This is a genomic window from Streptomyces sp. Qhu_M48 (genome assembly GCF_051305195.1).
Lineage (GTDB): Bacteria > Actinomycetota > Actinomycetes > Streptomycetales > Streptomycetaceae > Streptomyces.
On sequence record NZ_CP195432.1, the window covers coordinates 1,942,406 to 1,956,935 of the forward strand.

Consider the following 14,530-nt stretch of genomic DNA (forward strand, 5'->3'; position numbering starts at 1 on the left):
AGCAGCGATTCCCGACCCCTCAGAACAGCGATTCCCGACCCCGACCCCTCAGAACAGCGGTGCCGGCAGTACGCCTTCGAGTGCCAGCAGCTGTCTCTTGGTCTCCAGGCCGCCCCCGAAGCCGCCGAGTCCGCCGTCGCTCTCCACCACACGGTGGCACGGCACCACCACCGGCAGCGGGTTGGAGCCCATCGCGGCCCCGACCGCCTGGGCCGCCCCCGGCTGCCCCACGCGCCTGGCCAGCTCCCCGTACCCGACGACCGTGCCGTACGGGACACCGCTCGCCAGCTCGCGCAGCACCTGCCGGTTGAACCCGGCGGTCAGGCTCCAGTCGAGGGGCAGGCCGAGATCGCCGGGCTCGCCCGCGAAGTACCGGTCGAGGCGGCGTATCGCGCCCGCGAGCAGCCCCGAGGCGCGCTCCACCGGCACCGCGCCGAGCTGCCCGGCCAGCCGGTCCAGCATCTGCGCCCGCCGTGCCGCGTCGGCGTGGAACTCGACGCGCACGAGCCCGCGCGCGGTCGCCGCCAGGAAGAGCGGTCCGATGGCGCTCTCCATGACCGTCCACTCGACCGGGACGGGCCGTTCGCCGCCCGCCGGCCCCGCTTCGATGTCCATGGCGCCCACCGTACGACCCGCCACCGACAGCCGAGGTCGGAATCCGCGGCCAGGGGGCTCCGGCGGGCTCCGGGAATCGATGTCAAGATCACGGGCCGGTCTCGCTCAGGTCTCACGAGGAGTAATTCCCCGGTCACGTGGTCGCCGGGCCCCCGGCGCGCCATAATCTCGCCCCGGTAGTACTACCCAGCGGTACCGACTGTTTTCGGACGACGTGGCACCAGGGGTGGAGGACACACGCTCATGCAGGGCACGGTCGACGGATTCAGCTACGGGCTCGTCACCCCGGTGGCGGCCTTTCTCATGGCGTGCCTGGGCGGCGCCCTGGGCCTCCGGTGCACCACGCGATCGCTCCGCCACCGCGACAGCTTCAAGGCGGGCTGGCTCGTCCTGGGCGCCACCTCCATCGGCAGCGGCATCTGGACCATGCACTTCATCGCGATGATGGGCTTCTCCGTCCGGCAGGCGCCCATCCACTACGACCTGCCCATCACCTTCGCCAGCCTCGGCGTCGCGGTGGTCATGGTCGGCATCGGCATCTTCATCGTCGGATACCGAGGGGCCACCGCCCTCACCCTGGTCACCGGCGGCACCATCACCGGCCTCGGCGTCGCCACCATGCACTACCTGGGCATGGCCGGCATGCGTCTCCAGGGGCGCATCGAGTACGACACCCTCACCGTGGTCTTCTCCGTGGTCATCGCCGTCGTGGCGGCCACCACGGCCCTCTGGGCGGCCGTTTCCGTCCATGGATTTCTGGCCAGCCTCGGTGCGAGCCTCGTGATGGGCGTCGCCGTCAGTGGTATGCACTACACCGCCATGGCGGCCGTCAGCGTGCACCTGCACGGAACCGAGCGTTCCACCGGCACCGGCGACGCCGCCACCTCGCTCCTCCTGCCGATGCTGATCGGCCCGGCGGTCTTCCTCATCCTCGCCGCCGTCGTCGTCATGTTCGACCCGCTGCTCGTGATGGGCGACCCCGACTGGCAGGCGACCGCCGCCCGGGGTCCGCACCGCCCCGGCGTGCCCGCCCCGCGTCACGTGCCGTCCTACGGCGAGCCCGCCAACTGGTCGGCCCGGACCGCCGGGCGCGGCGCCCGCAGGAGCGTGGCCCGTGGCGGCCACCGCTCCCAGGACTGGTGAGCGGAGCCTCCGGACCACGATCGGGGCGCTCCCGGGATCGATGACGGAGCGCTCCCGACCGCGGTGACGGGGCAGGCGACGGGGCCGGTGGAGGGCCCGGCGACGAGGCCGATGACGGGGCCGGTGGAGGGGCCCGGCGGGCGGGCGGGCCGCCGATCACCACCCGACTGTCGGTGCCGGGTCGTACGGTGGGTGCATGCGGCCCGTTTCCAAGATCGAACGTTCGGTGGCGCCCTTCGAGGTCGTCAGCTCCTACCAGCCCAGCGGCGACCAGCCGACGGCCATCGCCGACCTGGAGCGGCGTATCCGCGCGGGCGAGAAGGACGTCGTGCTCCTCGGTGCCACCGGCACCGGAAAGTCGGCCACCACCGCGTGGATGATCGAGAAGCTCCAGCGCCCCACCCTGGTGATGGCGCCGAACAAGACGCTGGCGGCCCAGCTGGCGAACGAGTTCCGCGAGCTCCTGCCGAACAACGCGGTCGAGTACTTCGTCTCGTACTACGACTACTACCAGCCCGAGGCGTACGTGCCGCAGTCGGACACGTACATCGAGAAGGACTCCTCCATCAACGAGGAGGTGGAGCGGCTCCGCCACTCCGCGACGAACTCCCTGCTCACCCGCAGGGACGTCATCGTGGTCGCCTCCGTCTCCTGCATCTACGGCCTCGGCACGCCCCAGGAGTACGTGGACCGGATGGTCCAGCTCAAGGTCGGCGAGGAGATCGACCGCGACCAGCTGCTGCGCCGCTTCGTCGACATCCAGTACACGCGCAACGACCTGGCGTTCACCCGCGGCACCTTCCGCGTCCGCGGCGACACCATCGAGATCTTCCCGGTGTACGAGGAGCTCGCCGTCCGCATCGAGATGTTCGGCGACGAGATCGAGGCCCTCTCCACCCTCCACCCGCTCACCGGCGAGGTCATCAGCGAGGACCGCGACCTGTACGTGTTCCCCGCCAGCCACTACGTCGCCGGCCCCGAGCGCATGGAGCGCGCGGTCAACGACATCGAGCGCGAGCTGGAGGTCCGTCTCGCCGAGCTCGACAAGCAGGGCAAGCACCTGGAGTCCCAGCGCCTGCGCATGCGGACCACGTACGACATCGAGATGATGCGCCAGATCGGCTCCTGCTCCGGCATCGAGAACTACTCGATGCACTTCGACGGACGCGAGCCCGGCTCCGCGCCCAACACGCTCATCGACTACTTCCCCGAGGACTTCCTCCTCGTCATCGACGAGTCGCACGTCACCGTGCCCCAGATCGGCGCCATGTACGAGGGCGACGCCTCCCGCAAGCGGACCCTGGTCGACCACGGCTTCCGGCTGCCGTCCGCCCTCGACAACCGCCCGCTCAAGTGGGAGGAGTTCCAGGAGCGGATCGGCCAGACCGTCTACCTCTCCGCGACCCCCGGGACGTACGAACTCTCGCGAGGCGACGGCTTCGTCGAGCAGATCATCCGCCCCACCGGCCTCATCGACCCCGAGGTCGTCGTCAAGCCCACCGAGGGCCAGATCGACGACCTCGTCCACGAGATCCGGCTGCGCACCGAGAAGGACGAGCGGGTCCTCGTCACCACCCTCACCAAGAAGATGGCCGAGGACCTCACCGACTACTTCCTGGAGCTCGGCATCCAGGTGCGCTACCTGCACAGCGACGTCGACACCCTGCGCCGCATCGAGCTCCTGCGCGAGCTGCGCGCCGGCGAGTACGACGTCCTCGTCGGCATCAACCTCCTGCGCGAGGGCCTCGACCTCCCCGAGGTGTCCCTCGTCGCCATCCTCGACGCCGACAAGCAGGGCTTCCTGCGCTCCGGGACCTCCCTGATCCAGACGATCGGCCGCGCCGCCCGGAACGTCTCGGGCCAGGTCCACATGTACGCGGACCGGATCACCCCGGCGATGGAGCAGGCCATCGACGAGACCAACCGGCGCCGCGAGAAGCAGATCGCGTACAACACGGAGCACGGCATCGACCCGCAGCCGCTCCGCAAGAAGATCAACGACATCGTCGCGACCATCGCGCGCGAGGAGGTCGACACCGAGGAGCTGCTCGGCACCGGCTACCGCCAGGGCAAGGAGGGCAAGGGCGCCAAGGCCCCCGTCCCCTCGCTCGCCGCGCACGGCGTCAAGGGCAAGGGCAGGGCCGGCTCCACCGTGGAGCTCGGCGACCGGCCCGCCACGGAACTGGCCGCGATCATCGAGGAGATGACCGACCGGATGCGCGCCGCCGCCGCGGAGCTGCAGTTCGAGGTGGCCGCCCGGCTCCGTGACGAAGTGGGAGAGCTGAAGAAGGAGTTGCGCCAGATGAAGGAGGCGGGACTCGCCTGACCGGTCGTGGTCCGGTGTGTTGCAAGACCGACACAGAACCGGACCACACCTCCTCGGTGTCCGTGGCGCTGCGTAGGGTGCTCGACAACCGCACGCACCGGAACAGCGGTCGCGGGGAACGCCAACGAGAGGGGCAAACGCGTGTCGGTCAACATGACCAAGGGTCAGGCCATCAGCCTGGAGAAGAAGGGCGGGGGCAACCTCACCCAGGTGCGGATGGGCCTCGGCTGGCAGGCCGCGCCCCGCCGCGGTCTCTTCGGCTCGCGCACCCGGGAGATCGACCTGGACGCCTCGGCCGTCCTCTTCGCCGACAAGCAGCCGGTCGACGTGGTCTTCTTCCGTCACCTGGTCAGCGACGACGGCTCGGTCAAGCACACCGGCGACAACCTCGTCGGCGGTGCGGGCCAGGGCGGCGACGACGAGGCGATCCTCGTCGACCTGGAGCGCGTCCCGGTCCACATCGACCAGATCGTCTTCACGGTGAACTCCTTCACCGGCCAGACGTTCCAGGAGGTGCAGAACGCGTTCTGCCGGATCGTCGACGAGACGAACGGGCAGGAACTCGCGCGCTACACCCTCGACGGCGGCGGCCGCTACACCGCGCAGATCATGGCGAAGGTGCACCGGGCCGGCTCCGGCTGGCAGATGACGGCCCTGGGCAACCCGGCCAACGGGCGCACCTTCCAGGACCTGATGCCCGCGATCCTGCCGCACCTGTAGGCGGTCCGCGCAGCACCCATCCGCAGCTCCCGGAGGCAGCAGGCCACCGGGAGCTGTCCCGCATGAACGCGTCCACCGCAATGGACGCTTCCACGTACAACGCCTGATCCGCGCCGGGCAACGCTGAGGGGACAGAGTCGATGACGGCCGAGCTGGTCCGGGGGCAGAACCACCCCCTGCCCGACACCCGACTGGAGATCCGGGTGTCCGCCGGCCATCCCGTCCTCGCCGGTGCCACCCTCTGCGACGAGCAGGGCAGGGTCCCGGGCGTGGAGTGGATCGCCCACCCCGGCTCGCCCTCCCTGCCCGGCGTCGACGTCCCCGGGCAGGCCGCCGCCGACCACCGCCTCACCGTCGACCTGGCGGCCGTCCCCAGCGCCGTCCACCGGGTCTCGGTCCTCCTGGCGCTGCCCGGCGCGCGCGCCGGGGGAGCCGCCCGCTTCGGAAGCGTCGCCGCCCCGTTCGTCGCCGTCGCGGGCCCCGACGGCGACGAGATCGTGAGCTACACGATCACCGGCCTCGACAGCGAGTCCGCCGTCGTCGCCCTGGAGCTGTACCGCAGACAGGACACCTGGAAGGTCCGCGCCATGGGCCAGGGGTACGAGGGCGGGCTCGCCGACCTCCTCGGCGACCAGGGCCTGGAGCGTTCGGCCGACCTGGCCGCGTCGATCCTGGAGCCGCTCACGCCCGGGCCCGCCCCGGTCGCCGCCCCGACGCTCCAGGCGCCCGAGGAGGAGCGGGTACGGCACGCGGCCGCCCTGACCACGCCGGACCCGCACCCGGCCACCCCGGTGACGCCGCCGCCGACCACGGTGACGAGCCCGCCTCCCCTCCCCGTGGCGGGCACGAACACGCCGACCCCGGGTACGAACACGCCGACCCCGGGTACGAACACGCCGACGCCGCTCGTGGGCGCGCCGACTCCCGTCACGGGTACGGCGGCCCCGGTGACGGGCGAGCCGACCCCCGTCGCGGGGACCTCCGTTCCCGGTGGCGGGGGCGGGCCGATCGACTACGCCCACCCCCGGCGCCGGAAGGCCGCGCCCGAGTCCGAGCCCCGGCAGGCTCCGCCCACCCCGGTCGCCGGGGACGCCTCGGGCTGGTCCATGGACGAGCGCCTGTACAACCAGGTGTGGGGGATGTTCGAGGACCTGGCCCGGACCGCCGCCGCCTACCGCAGCGCCCGCGACTTCGCCGAGTCCCGGCTCGACCGTGAGCTCGACGAGACGCTCTCCGACTACCGCGCCCGCGGCGGGGGCGCCAACGACGCCGCGCGGGCGGCCGCCCGCGCCCGGCACGACGAGCTGGTGGAGCGGGCCCGCGCGGTCCTGGACCGGGACCTCGCCCAGCTCGCGGCCGAGTCGGAGGTCGTCGAACCGGCGCTGCCCGCCGCGTACGCCCGCTGGGACAACCCCGTCTGGCAGGCCTACCGGGTCCCCGCCGAGGAGCCCATGGCCGTCCGCCTCGGCGACCTCCACCTCCCCGAGCGGACCGATCTGCGGATCCCGATGCTCGTCCGGCTGCCCCTGGAGCGCGGGCTCTGGGTGGACAGCGGCCGCGGCCGCTCCGAGGCGGCCGGTCTCCTCGACGAGGTCGAACTGCGCGGGCTCGCCCTGGACAGCGCGGTCGCGCACGCGGCCCGGCTGCTCGCGGCGCACCCGGCGGGCGCGTTCACCGTCCACGTCGTCGACCCGGCCGGTGCGGGCGCCGCCGCGCTCGCCCCGCTCGTGGAGACGGGCGTCCTCGCGGCCCCGCCGGCCCGGGGCGCGGCCGGGGTCTCGGCGGTCCTGGAGCAGCTCACCGAGCGGGTGGACCTGTTGCAGATGGCGGCGCGGGCCGGGGCCGCCGACGCCCTGCCGCCCGGTCTGGACACCGCCCGGCAGCTGCTGCTCGTGCACGACTTCCCGCACGGCTTCGACGACCGGGCGGTCACCCGGCTCCGGTACCTCGCCGACGAGGGGCCCTCGGTCGGCGTCCATCTGCTGATGGTGGCGGACCGGGAGGACGCGTCCGCGTACGGGCCGCTGCTCGATCCGCTGTGGCGCTCACTGCTGCGGCTCACGCCCGTCCCCGACGACCACCTCGCCGATCCGTGGGTCGGCCACGCCTGGTCGTACGAGCCTCCGATGCTTCCGCCGGGCAGCGGCGTCCTCCGGACGGTCCTCGCGCAGGTGGCCGCCGCTCGTCGTGGACAGCGGTCCTGACCTGGACTCTTGGTAGCTCTTTACCCTGCCCTTTACCTTCTCTTGGTCTTTCGGGTAGGCTTTCCGGTGCGGAGGGGAGTACTCCCCATGCGCGGCGTACCCGTCAATACGGACGGATCCTCATCGATCCGATCCCGGGGCGTCGGCCCGGTGGCGAGGGTTCGCCCCGGGTGGAAGAGACCTCCGGCAGCGACGACGCTGATCAGTAGCCGTACGACGCCGGAGGCGCAGTGGACGTTTCAATGACCATGTGGGTGCTGACCATTCTTGGTCTGGTCGCCCTGATCGGAGCCGACTTCTTCATCGGGCGCAAGCCCCATGACGTGTCGGTCAAGGAAGCCGGAATCTGGACGGTCGTCTGGATCGTCCTGGCCGCCCTCTTCGGAATCGGCCTGCTGTTCTGGGGCAACAGCCAGGCGTCCGGCGAGTTCTTCGCGGGCTACATCACCGAGAAGTCGCTCAGTGTCGACAACCTCTTCGTCTTCGTCCTGATCATGGCGAAGTTCTCGGTGCCCTCCCACCTCCAGCAGCGCGTGCTGCTGGTCGGTGTGCTGATCGCCCTGGTGCTCCGCGCGATCTTCATCGCCGCGGGAGCGGCGGTCATCGCGAACTTCTCCTGGATCTTCTACATCTTCGGCGCGTTCCTGATCTACACCGCCTGGAAGCTCATCCAGGAGGCGCGTGCCGACGATGACGAGGAGGACTGGGAGGAGAACCGTCTCCTCAAGAGCGTCGAGAAGCGGTTCGGCGTCGCCGACCGGTACCACGGCACCAAGCTGTTCATCCGGAACAACGGTAAGCGGATCATGACCCCGCTGATGGTCGTCATGCTCGCCATCGGCACCACCGACATCCTCTTCGCCCTCGACTCCATCCCGGCGATCTTCGGCCTGACCCAGGACCCGTACATCGTCTTCACGGCCAACGCGTTCGCCCTGATGGGTCTGCGTCAGCTGTACTTCCTGATCGGCGGCCTGCTCAAGAAGCTGGTCCACCTCAGCTACGGCCTGTCGGTGATCCTCGGCTTCATCGGCGTCAAGCTCGTGCTGCACGCCCTGCACGAGTCCGGGGTGCACGTCCCGGAGATCTCCATCCCGTTCTCGCTCGCGGTCATCGGCGGTGTCCTGGTCATCACCACGATCACCAGCCTGATCGCCTCGAAGCGGCAGGCGGAGCGCGAGGCCGCCGAGAGCGTGGCCGACGCCGACGGCGCCGAGAAGGACAGCATCGGCGCCTGACGCGGCACACACGGCGACGGCCGGCCGGGGGTCTCCCCGGCCGGCCGTCGCCGTTTCCCCGCATCCGGAGCGGCTCCCCCCGCATCCGGAGCGGCTCCCCCCGCATCCGGAGCGGCTTCCCGGGCCGCCGTCGGCGTCTCAGGGTCAGGCGGAGGCCGAGGCGGGCTCGGGGACGGTCTCCCGCGAGCGCCGCGGCATCGTCTCCGGGAGGAGCGCGAAGCAGGCCAGGCTGACGAGGGCGACCACGGTCAGATAGGCCGCGACACCCCAGGGCGGACCGGAGCCGCCGTCGGAGAGGGCCGTGGCGACCAGGGGCGTGAGGGCGCCGCCCAGGACGCCCGCGAGGTTGTAGCCGACGGCGGCGCCGGTACAGCGGACACGGGGCTCGTACAGCTCCGGGAGGTACGCGGCGACCACCGCGAACATGGTGATGAAGGCGAGCAGCGCGCCCAGGAACCCGAGGAACATCAGCATCGGCTGTGCCGTGTGCAGCAGCGCCACCATCGGGAACATCCAGAGCGCGGAGGCCGCGCACCCCGCGAGACACAGCGGCCTGCGGCCCCAGCGGTCGGCGAGGAGCGCCACGAACGGGGTGGTCGCGCCCTTGATCGCGACCGCCGCCATGACGCAGGTCAGCATCACCGTGCTGCTCACCCCGAGCTGCTCGGTGCCATAGGACAGGGCCCAGGTGGAGACCGCGTAGAAGGTGGCGTAGCCGACCGCGAGCGCTCCGGCCGTCAGCAGGACGAGCCGCCAGTGGTCACGGACGACCTCGGCCAGCGGGGCGCCCGCGCGCTTCCCGGACGCGGACAGCTCCTCGAACTGCGGGGTCTCCGCCAGCGAGGAGCGCAGCAGCAGCCCGACCGCGGCGAGCAGGCCCGCCGCCCAGAACGGCACCCGCCAGCCCCAGGAGCGGAACTCGGCGTCGCTCAGGCCGGCCGAGAGGGCCAGCATCACGCCGTTGGCCAGGAGGAACCCGATCGACGGGCCGATCTGCGGGAAGCTCGACCAGAGCGCACGCCGGTGCGCGGGGGCGTGCTCGGCGGTGAGGAGGACGGCCCCGCCCCACTCGCCGCCGAGGCCGAGGCCCTGGAGGAAGCGCAGGACGAGCAGCAGCACGGGGGCGGCGATGCCGAGCGTCGCGTACGTGGGGACGCAGCCGACCGCGACCGTGGCGCAGCCGGTCAGGAGCAGCGAGGCGAAGAGCACCGGGCGCCGTCCGTACCGGTCGCCGACGTGCCCGAAGAGGATCGAGCCGAGCGGGCGGGACAGGAAGCCGACGGCGAAGGTGCCGAAGGCGGCCAGGGTCCCGGCGAGCGGCGAGAAGGTCGGGAAGAAGAGCGGCCCCAGGACGAGGGCGGCGGCGGTCCCGTAGACGAAGAAGTCGAAGAACTCGATGGCGGTGCCGACGAGCGAGGCGGCGGCGAGCCGGGGCATGGAGGGCGGGGGAGGCGGCGACGGAGAGTGACTGGTGCGCATGTCGCGCCAACTACCCCTCCGTCGTCCGGGTTACGGGGGCGTGCGGGAGCGCGCGGCTGATCAGCCGCGCGCTGGTCGGCCCTCGGTCAGATCACCAGCCGCGCTCGCGCCACTCCGCGAGGGAGGGGCGCTCGTCACCGAGCGTGGTGTCCTTGCCATGGCCCGGGTAGATCCAGGACTCGTCCGGGAGGACCGCGAAGAGCTTGGTCTCCACGTCGTGGATCAGGCTGGCGAAGGCCTCCGGGTCCTTCCCGGTGTTCCCCACCCCGCCCGGGAAGAGGCAGTCGCCGGTGAAGACGTGGGGGTGGCCGTGCGGGTCGTCGTAGACGAGGGCGATCGAGCCCGGGGTGTGTCCGACCAGCCGGCGCGCGGTCAGCTCGACCCGCCCCACCCGGATCGTGTCGCCGTCCTCGACGGGCACGTCGGTCAGGACCGGGATGCCCTCCACGTCGTACGCGCCGGCGTAGGTCGCGGCGCCGGTCGCGGCGACCACCGCGGCGAGCGCCTGCCAGTGGTCGCCGTGCCGGTGGGTGGTGACGACGGCCTTGATGCCGTCGTCACCGATCAGCGTGAGGAGTGTGTCCGCGTCGTTCGCCGCGTCGATCAGCAGCTGCTCGCCGGTGGCCCGGCAGCGCAGCAGGTACGCGTTGTTGTCCATCGGGCCGACCGCGACCTTCGAGATCATGAGGTCCGTCAGCTCGTGCACGTCCGCCGGTCCGCCGACCTTCACCACTCCGCTGTACGTCATGCGCTCAGCCTAGCTCCGCGCACCGACGCGGGTGCTGCCGCGGCTACAGCGCCGGGAGTTCCGGCAGCGGGCCGCCCTCGGCCTTCAGGGCGGAGCCGTCGCGGCGGCCGGCGAGCCAGCCGAGGAGGTCGGGGGCCGGGCCCGTGACGGTGACGCCGCCGGACTCGCCGCCGGTCGTCCACGTCCTGCCGTCGCCCGACCGGACGACCGTCGCCGGCACGCTTCCCAGGCCGCTGAAGCGCTCGGCGAGGAACGCGATCTCGCGGGTCGTGAACTCCTCGGGCAGGTCCTCCAGCTCGTAGCCGACGCCCAGGTCGACGTGGTGCAGGTCCACCTCCACCCAGCGGCGGAACGGGATCCGGGAGGCGCTGTCCGTGACGCCGTTGCGGAGCTCGACCGTCCGGCTCCAGTCGGCGGGCTCGGCGCCCACGGACAGGAAGCGGTCGGCGCTCTCGCGCAGGTCGGCGAGGTGGACGTCGACCGGGCGGCCGGAGTCGCGCTCGATGTCGGCGTCGCGGGTCGTGGCGTCGGGATACATGGGAAGACCCCGGAGGACGTTCACCAGGGCGTCGGCGTTGCGGGCGACGTGGGCGAGCACGTGGCCCCTGGTCCAGCCGGGCAGCCGTGACGGCTCGGCCGCCGCCGCGTTGTCCAGGGAGGCGGCCGCGTTCAGCAGCTTCTCCGTCGCTTCGCGGACGTGAGCAAGGTCGCGTTCGTGGTCGATCATGGCGCCGACCCTAGTGCCAGCAGGGGTCCCACCACTCGTTCGGGTGAAGCGGTCGCCGGAGGACCGGAAATCGAATGTGCGTGCTATAGGCTCGATGGAAGCATCCGGCATCCTGGAGTTGTTGGGTGTACAGACACATCAGCAGCTCTCAGGCACATCCGCTCTCTGAAGAAAGGTGCGGACCGGCGTGGCCGACCGTCTCATCGTCCGTGGCGCTCGTGAGCACAACCTCAAGAACGTCTCGCTCGACCTCCCTCGCGACTCCCTGATCGTCTTCACCGGGCTGTCCGGGTCGGGCAAGTCCTCCCTCGCGTTCGACACGATCTTCGCCGAGGGGCAGCGCCGCTACGTCGAGTCGCTCTCCTCCTACGCCCGGCAGTTCCTCGGTCAGATGGACAAGCCGGACGTCGACTTCATCGAAGGTCTGTCGCCCGCCGTCTCCATCGACCAGAAGTCGACCTCGCGCAACCCGCGCTCGACGGTCGGCACCATCACCGAGGTCTACGACTACCTCCGTCTGCTCTTCGCCCGCATCGGCAAGCCGCACTGTCCCGAGTGCCACCGGCCGATCTCCCGCCAGTCGCCGCAGGCCATCGTGGACAGGGTCCTGGAGCTCCCCGAGGGCAGCCGCTTCCAGGTGCTCTCCCCGCTCGTGCGCGAGCGGAAGGGCGAGTTCGTCGACCTCTTCGCCGACCTCCAGACCAAGGGCTACAGCCGGGCACGGGTCGACGGGCAGACCATCCAGCTCAGCGAGCCGCCGACGCTGAAGAAGCAGGAGAAGCACACGATCGAGGTGGTCGTCGACCGCCTCACCGTGAAGGACGGCGCCAAGCGCCGCCTCACCGACTCGGTCGAGACCGCGCTGGGGCTCTCCGGCGGCATGGTCGTGCTCGACTTCGTCGACCTCGCCGAGGACGACCCCGAGCGCGAGCGGATGTACTCGGAGCACCTCTACTGCCCGTACGACGACCTGTCGTTCGAGGAGCTGGAGCCGCGCTCCTTCTCCTTCAACTCGCCCTTCGGCGCCTGCCCGGACTGCACCGGCATCGGCACCCGCATGGAGGTCGACCCCGAGCTGATCGTGCCCGACGAGGACAAGTCCCTCGACGAGGGCGCCATCCACCCCTGGTCGCACGGCCACACCAAGGAGTACTTCGGCCGGCTCATCGGCGGTCTCTCCCAGGCCCTCGGCTTCCGCACGGACATCCCGTACGCGGGACTGCCGCAGCGCGCCAAGAAGGCCCTGATGCACGGCCACAAGACCCAGGTCGAGGTCCGCTACCGCAACCGGTACGGACGGGAGCGGGCGTACACCACCCCGGCCTTCGAGGGCGCCGTCTCCTTCGTCAAGCGGCGCCACACCGAGGCCGAGAGCGACTCCAGCCGCGAGCGCTTCGAGGGCTACATGCGCGAGGTGCCCTGCCCCACCTGTGAGGGCACCCGCCTCAAGCCGATCGTCCTCGCCGTCACGGTCATGGAGAAGTCCATCGCCGAGGTCTCCGCGATGTCGATCAGCGACTGCGCCGAGTTCCTCTCCCGCCTCAGGCTGAGCGCCCGGGACAAGCAGATCGCCGAGCGGGTCCTCAAGGAGGTCAACGAGCGGCTGCGCTTCCTCGTCGACGTCGGCCTCGACTACCTCTCGCTCAACCGGGCCGCGGGCACCCTCTCCGGCGGCGAGGCCCAGCGCATCCGGCTCGCCACCCAGATCGGCTCGGGCCTGGTCGGTGTGCTGTACGTGCTCGACGAGCCGTCCATCGGCCTCCACCAGCGCGACAACCACCGGCTCATCGAGACCCTGGTGCGGCTCCGGGACATGGGCAACACGCTCATCGTCGTCGAGCACGACGAGGACACCATCAAGGTGGCCGACTGGGTCGTCGACATCGGCCCCGGCGCCGGCGAGCACGGCGGCAAGGTCGTCCACTCCGGCACCATGAAGGAGCTCCTCGCCAACGAGGAGTCGATCACCGGGCAGTACCTGTCCGGCCGCCGGGCGATCCCCACGCCGGAGATCCGCCGACCGATCGACCCGGGGCGCCGCCTCACCGTGCACGGGGCCCGCGAGAACAACCTGCGGGACATCGACGTGTCCTTCCCGCTGGGCGTCCTCACCGCCGTCACCGGCGTCTCGGGCTCGGGCAAGTCGACCCTGGTCAACGACATCCTCTACACCCACCTGGCCCGCGAGCTGAACGGCGCCAAGTCGGTGCCCGGACGGCACACGCGGGTGGACGGCGACGACCTCGTCGACAAGGTCGTACACGTCGACCAGTCCCCGATCGGCCGCACCCCGCGGTCGAACCCGGCGACCTACACCGGCGTCTTCGACCACGTCCGCAGGCTCTTCGCCGAGACGATGGAGGCCAAGGTCCGGGGCTACCTGCCCGGCCGGTTCTCCTTCAACGTCAAGGGCGGCCGCTGCGAGAACTGCTCCGGCGACGGCACGATCAAGATCGAGATGAACTTCCTCCCGGACGTCTACGTCCCGTGCGAGGTCTGCCACGGCGACCGGTACAACCGGGAGACCCTGGAGGTCCACTACAAGGGCAAGTCCATCGCCGAAGTCCTGAACATGCCGATCGAGGAGGCCCTGGACTTCTTCGAGGCCGTCCCGACCATCTCGCGCCACCTGCGCACGCTCAACGAGGTCGGCCTCGGGTACGTCCGGCTCGGGCAGTCCGCGCCGACGCTCTCGGGCGGCGAGGCGCAGCGCGTGAAGCTCGCCTCCGAGCTCCAGAAGCGTTCGACGGGCCGCACGGTCTACGTCCTGGACGAGCCGACCACGGGTCTGCACTTCGAGGACATCTCGAAGCTGATCAAGGTCCTCTCCGGTCTGGTCGACAAGGGCAACTCGGTGATCGTCATCGAGCACAACCTCGATGTCATCAAGACCGCCGACTGGCTCATCGACATGGGCCCCGAGGGCGGAAACGGCGGCGGCCTGGTCGTCGCCGAGGGCACGCCGGAGGAGGTCGCCTCGGTCCCGGCGAGCCACACCGGCAAGTTCCTCCGAGAGGTCCTCGGCGCGGACCGGATCAGCGACGCGGCCGTCGCCGTGCCGGCGGCCCGTGGAGCGAAGAAGGCGGCGGCCAGGAAGGCCCCGGCCAAGACCGCCGCCAAGAAGACCGTGGCGACGAAGGCCACCGCCACGAAGGCCGCCGCTCCGGCCAGGAAGACGGCCACGAAGGCGACCGCCACCAAGGCGACCGCCACCAAGGCGACCGCCACGAAGGCCGCTGCCAAGAAGGCGACGAGCAAGGCCCGCAAGGCCTGACGCCGGAGGCGGGGCCCCACCCCGGGGCCCTGCCTCCCGGCCGCCCGCGCGCAGGC

Annotated in this window: 10 protein-coding genes; 6 read left to right on the forward strand and 4 right to left on the reverse strand. The window is 71.2% G+C overall.

Annotation, left to right across the window (positions count from 1 at the left end; translation table 11 throughout):
* Window positions 1-48: 48 nt before the first annotated feature.
* On the reverse strand, window positions 49-615 hold the full coding sequence (locus ACRRSS_RS09055) for a methylated-DNA--[protein]-cysteine S-methyltransferase (RefSeq protein ID WP_435970703.1): 567 nt from the start codon (window positions 613-615) through the stop codon (window positions 49-51).
* A 243-nt stretch (window positions 616-858) separates the two neighbouring features.
* Here ACRRSS_RS09055 and ACRRSS_RS09060 point away from each other — a divergent pair, with 243 nt between their 5' ends.
* The 5 genes from ACRRSS_RS09060 to ACRRSS_RS09080 all read left to right on the forward strand — a co-directional run bounded on the left by ACRRSS_RS09060 (window position 859) and on the right by ACRRSS_RS09080 (window position 8,246).
* Window positions 859-1,758 carry an MHYT domain-containing protein gene (locus ACRRSS_RS09060; RefSeq protein ID WP_435970704.1) on the forward strand — a complete coding sequence of 300 codons (900 nt, stop codon included), beginning with the start codon at window positions 859-861 and terminating at the stop codon, window positions 1,756-1,758.
* 196 nt (window positions 1,759-1,954) lie between these two features.
* Window positions 1,955-4,084, forward strand: a complete 2,130-nt coding sequence (gene uvrB / locus ACRRSS_RS09065; RefSeq protein WP_435970705.1) for an excinuclease ABC subunit UvrB — start codon at window positions 1,955-1,957, stop codon at window positions 4,082-4,084.
* Between the two features lie 141 nt (window positions 4,085-4,225).
* On the forward strand, window positions 4,226-4,804 hold the full coding sequence (locus tag ACRRSS_RS09070) for a TerD family protein (RefSeq protein WP_435970706.1): 579 nt from the start codon (window positions 4,226-4,228) through the stop codon (window positions 4,802-4,804).
* Between the two features lie 140 nt (window positions 4,805-4,944).
* On the forward strand, window positions 4,945-7,008 hold the full coding sequence (locus ACRRSS_RS09075; RefSeq protein ID WP_435970707.1) for a TerD family protein: 2,064 nt from the start codon (window positions 4,945-4,947) through the stop codon (window positions 7,006-7,008).
* 230 nt (window positions 7,009-7,238) lie between these two features.
* Window positions 7,239-8,246 (forward strand): TerC family protein, encoded by a 1,008-nt coding sequence (locus ACRRSS_RS09080; protein WP_435970708.1) that lies wholly within the window; start codon window positions 7,239-7,241, stop codon window positions 8,244-8,246.
* A 144-nt stretch (window positions 8,247-8,390) separates the two neighbouring features.
* On the opposite strand, the gene ACRRSS_RS09085 is transcribed toward ACRRSS_RS09080, so the two are convergent.
* The 3 genes from ACRRSS_RS09085 to ACRRSS_RS09095 all read right to left on the reverse strand — a co-directional run bounded on the left by ACRRSS_RS09085 (window position 8,391) and on the right by ACRRSS_RS09095 (window position 11,200).
* Window positions 8,391-9,683, reverse strand: coding sequence for an MFS transporter (locus tag ACRRSS_RS09085; RefSeq protein WP_435975283.1), 1,293 nt, complete (start codon window positions 9,681-9,683; stop codon window positions 8,391-8,393).
* Between the two features lie 133 nt (window positions 9,684-9,816).
* On the reverse strand, window positions 9,817-10,473 hold the full coding sequence (locus ACRRSS_RS09090) for an MBL fold metallo-hydrolase (protein WP_435970709.1): 657 nt from the start codon (window positions 10,471-10,473) through the stop codon (window positions 9,817-9,819).
* 43 nt (window positions 10,474-10,516) lie between these two features.
* Window positions 10,517-11,200: a maleylpyruvate isomerase family mycothiol-dependent enzyme gene (locus ACRRSS_RS09095; RefSeq protein ID WP_435970710.1), complete on the reverse strand. Its 684-nt coding sequence runs from the start codon at window positions 11,198-11,200 to the stop codon at window positions 10,517-10,519.
* 187 nt (window positions 11,201-11,387) lie between these two features.
* Here ACRRSS_RS09095 and uvrA point away from each other — a divergent pair, with 187 nt between their 5' ends.
* Complete coding sequence (gene uvrA / locus ACRRSS_RS09100) at window positions 11,388-14,474, forward strand: excinuclease ABC subunit UvrA (RefSeq protein ID WP_435970711.1); 3,087 nt, start codon at window positions 11,388-11,390, stop codon at window positions 14,472-14,474.
* Window positions 14,475-14,530 lie beyond the last annotated feature (56 nt).

Excerpts from the sequence above, each read along its gene's own strand:
- ACRRSS_RS09060 (WP_435970704.1), top strand. The coding sequence starts at position 859 with ATGCAGGGCACGGTCGACGGATTCAGCTACGGGCTCGTCACCCCGGTG.
- ACRRSS_RS09095 (WP_435970710.1), bottom strand. The coding sequence starts at position 11,200 with ATGATCGACCACGAACGCGACCTTGCTCACGTCCGCGAAGCGACGGAG.
- ACRRSS_RS09075 (WP_435970707.1), top strand. The coding sequence starts at position 4,945 with ATGACGGCCGAGCTGGTCCGGGGGCAGAACCACCCCCTGCCCGACACC.
- ACRRSS_RS09085 (WP_435975283.1), bottom strand. The coding sequence starts at position 9,683 with ATGCCCCGGCTCGCCGCCGCCTCGCTCGTCGGCACCGCCATCGAGTTC.
- ACRRSS_RS09090 (WP_435970709.1), bottom strand. The coding sequence starts at position 10,473 with ATGACGTACAGCGGAGTGGTGAAGGTCGGCGGACCGGCGGACGTGCAC.
- uvrB (WP_435970705.1), top strand. The coding sequence starts at position 1,955 with ATGCGGCCCGTTTCCAAGATCGAACGTTCGGTGGCGCCCTTCGAGGTC.
- ACRRSS_RS09055 (WP_435970703.1), bottom strand. The coding sequence starts at position 615 with ATGGACATCGAAGCGGGGCCGGCGGGCGGCGAACGGCCCGTCCCGGTC.